Origin of the sequence: Corallococcus terminator, assembly GCF_003611635.1 — a bacterium.
In the GTDB taxonomy this organism is placed as follows: Bacteria; Myxococcota; Myxococcia; order Myxococcales; family Myxococcaceae; genus Corallococcus; species Corallococcus terminator.
The window spans coordinates 1-3,325 of record NZ_RAVZ01000557.1 but is presented as its reverse complement, the minus strand read 5'-3'; the positions used below and the strand labels follow the sequence as shown (position 1 = coordinate 3,325).

General features: G+C 70.3%; 3 protein-coding genes. 2 read left to right on the top strand and 1 reads right to left on the bottom strand.

The features are described from left to right. On the top strand, window positions 1–264 hold a 264-nt coding region (locus D7V88_RS39975; RefSeq protein ID WP_120545754.1), incomplete at its 5' end, for a rhodanese-like domain-containing protein. Between the two features lie 3 nt (window positions 265–267). Here D7V88_RS39975 and D7V88_RS39970 read toward each other — a convergent pair. After that, window positions 268–2,520 carry a serine/threonine-protein kinase gene (locus D7V88_RS39970; RefSeq protein ID WP_120545753.1) on the bottom strand — a complete coding sequence of 751 codons (2,253 nt, stop codon included), beginning with the start codon at window positions 2,518–2,520 and terminating at the stop codon, window positions 268–270. Window positions 2,521–2,592: 72 nt separating this feature from the next. On the opposite strand from D7V88_RS39970, the gene D7V88_RS39965 reads away from it, so the two are divergent. Next, window positions 2,593–3,231, top strand: a complete 639-nt coding sequence (locus D7V88_RS39965) for a hypothetical protein (protein WP_120545752.1) — start codon at window positions 2,593–2,595, stop codon at window positions 3,229–3,231. Window positions 3,232–3,325: the final 94 nt, after the last annotated feature.

Sequence of the window (3,325 nt, the reverse complement as noted above, 5' to 3'; positions counted from 1 at the left end):
GTCCTGGTGGATGTCCGCTTCGTCCACGAGCACGAATGGGTGGCCCTGCCGGACTCGGTGCTGATGCCCCTGCCGGAGCTGGAAGAGCACACCGAGGCCCTGGAGGCCCTTCGGGGTCGCCCCGTCGTCGTCTACTGCCACCACGGGGTGCGCAGCCTGGATGGCGCCGCCTACCTGCGCGACCTGGGGCTGGATGCCGTGTCGCTCCACGGCGGCATCGACCTGTACTCGCGCACCGTGGACCCTTCCCTGCCCCGCTACTAGGGACTAGAGCGCGGAGCCTACGTCCAGCGGCAGGTCTGTCGTCTCGCCGGGCTTGATTTTGGCCTCGAAGGAGACGGGTTCCTTGAGCTTGGCGCCGCGCAGCTCCAGGCGCTGCTCACCTTCCATCAGTTTCAGCGTGGCGGTGGCGCTGCCCAGCGACTGGTTGTTCCGGTACACGGTCAGGCCGGTCAGCGTCTTGGGCGTGATCTTCAGCCGCAGCGTGCCTTCCTTGAAGGTCCGCTCGAAGGTCTTCAGCTCTCCGGGCTGACCGAACGCGAGCTCCTCCGAGTCCTCCAGGTAGATGCCCTGGGTCTCGTTCTCCAGGATGAGCGTGTCCTGCAGGTGGGCGCCCTGCGCGCGCGTGAGCGGGGCGGTGCCCAGCAGCGTCACCGGCTCCTGGCTGCCACAGCGCTCCGTGTGCCGCACCGACACCTTCACCGGCTGGTTGGTGTTCACCGTGAGCCACACGCCCTGGGCGTCCGCGGCCTTGGAGGTCGCCGCCGCGAGGATGGGCTCCCGGAAGAGGACCAGCACCGCGAGCAGGCCCACGATGAAGCCCACCGTGGCCACCGTGCGCACGCCCTGGCCCCGGGGCCGCGCAGGCACATCCCGCTCATCCCGGTCATCCCGCACCGCGAGGGCGCTGTTGCGGGAAGGACGCCGCGGAGCGGAGTCCTCATCGTCCACCGGAGCGGGGCGCTGGCGCGGGGCATCCACCCGACTGGAAGTGCGGCGGCGCGGCGGCTCCACGGCGGACTGCTGGCTGGTGTTCGTGCGACGGCGCACCACGGGCGCCGGCACCGTGTCCGGATCATCCTCCGGCGGAGGCAGGCGGGTGCGCTCGTCGTCCTCCTCCACGTCCATGCGCTGCTGCACGCCGGAGCGCGAGCGCGAGGGAGGAGGCTCCGACACCGGCACCACGCGCGACATCGTGCGCCGGGGCGGCGGAGGCGTGGGCACGTCCTCCATCGGCTGGCTTCGCAGGTCCGAGCGCGAGTTGGTGCGCGCCACCTGCGTGACGCCCGGGTTGCTGGAGGACGTGTTGCTGCGGCGGGCCGCCGGCTCCGACACGCTGGAGCGGCGGCGCGGCTGCGACTCCACGCCCGTGAGCGACGGCGCGTCGTACTCGTTCGGATCCTCCGGGACGACCGCGGGCGCCATGCCCGTCGCGCGGCGGGGCGCGGGACCGGCGCGGGTGTTGCCGCGCGCGCGCTCACGCTGCGAGGACGACTCACCCGGCGGGGCCTCCCAGCTCATCTCCGCGGGCGGCCGGGGCGGCGACGTGCTGGAGTCCTCGCCCACCGGCACGAACTGGCCCTGCTTCAGCTCCTCCGCCAGCCGGTCCGAGAAGAGCGTCTTCATCAGCTCGGAGATCTGCACCGAGCCCACCACCCAGCGCTCGTTGACGAGCAGCTCCTCCAGGGCGGACTGCAGCTCTTGCGCGGTGTTGTAGCGGTCATCCGCGCTCTTCGCCAGGGCGCGCATCACCACGTGGTCCATGTCCCGGGGCACGTCGGCCACCTCGGACGGCGCGGGGATGGCGCACTCCATGGCGGCCTGCAGCGTGGCCAGCTCCGAGTCCTTCTTGAGCGGCCGGTGCCCGGTGAGCATCTCGTACAGCACCAGGCCGATGGCGAAGATGTCCGCGCGGGCGTCCAGGTACTTGCCGGCGGCCTGCTCGGGCGCCATGTACGCGAACTTGCCCTTGATGGCGCCGGACTTCGTCATCGACGCCTGATCCGCGGCCTTCGCGATGCCGAAGTCCACCAGCTTCACCGAACCATCGAAGCTGATCAGGATGTTCTGCGGAGAGATGTCGCGGTGCACCACGTTGAGCGGCCGGCCCGCGTCGTCCGTGCGGCTGTGCGCGTAGTAGAGGCCCTCGCACGCGGAGGCGACGATGCGCACCGCCAGCGGCCGGGCGATCCACTGGTTCATGCCGCTGGCCTTGCGCATGACCCGGCCCAGGTCCTCGCCATGGATGAACTCCATGGCGATGTAATAGGTCCCGTTGGCCTCGCCGAACTCGTACACCTGCGCGATGTTCGGGTGGTTGAAGCGCGCGGCGATCAGCGCCTCATTCCGGAACATCTCCACGAACTCGCGGTCCTCCGCCAGGTGCGGGAGGATGCGCTTGACGACAACGTCCTTCTGGAAGCCCTCGATTCCGGACTGACGCGCAAGCCAGACCTCGGCCATGCCGCCCGTAGCGAGCTTCTTGAGGAGCTGGTATTTCCCGAAGGCTTGAGGGTTCATCCCGGGGACTCCCCGGGGGGAGCGGGCTTGGTGGAAGGTGACAGGGCAGAGCATCTTAAGGGACTGCGGCCAATGAGGCAAAGCCGCAGGTCCACCTTCCTGGGGTGGGTCGTCGCGACCTGCCTGCTGACCCTGCATGCCGTCGCGGCCCCCGCGGCGGATCAGATCAAGGTCGAGCGGCGCAACGAAGTGCTCGCGCTGTCCTGGCAGGACGCCGAGGACACGCTCCAGGGCGTCATCACCCCCGCCGAACCCCACCCCGGCGAGCCGCTGCGCCTGACGCTGTCGGTGGGCAACATCCAGGGTCCCCCCTTCGAGGGAGGCGTCACCGTCGCGTTCTCCCAGGACGGCGTGCCCGGTCAGGTGACGCGCGCCCTGAAGCGGGACGCGGCGGGGTGGAGCACGGAGTTCGTTCCCCCGGAACCCGGCGCCTGGGACCTGGACGTCCGCTTCCTCACCTCCAGGCCCAAGGCGGTCCACGCGAAGTTCACCGTGAGCGAGCCTGGAGTTCCGCTCATCGTGTGGCGCACCCTCCTGGGGCTCGTCGGGATGCTGGTGCTCGTGGGCGTGTTGCGCGCCTTGACGCAACGCGAGGTGCCCGTGAAGTCCCCGGTCGAAGCGCCCGACGCGGCGCCGGGTGAGCCCCCGGCCAGGGCCCCGGAGGTGGAGCCGTCCCCCACCCCTCCGGTGGATCCGCGCGCTGATCGGTAACACCGCCCTTCTTACAGCCCCGCGTTACAGGCCCGCGCGACCCGGAGAGGGAAAAATCCTTCCCATCCTGGGTCTCGTCACGCCCCTGTCACAT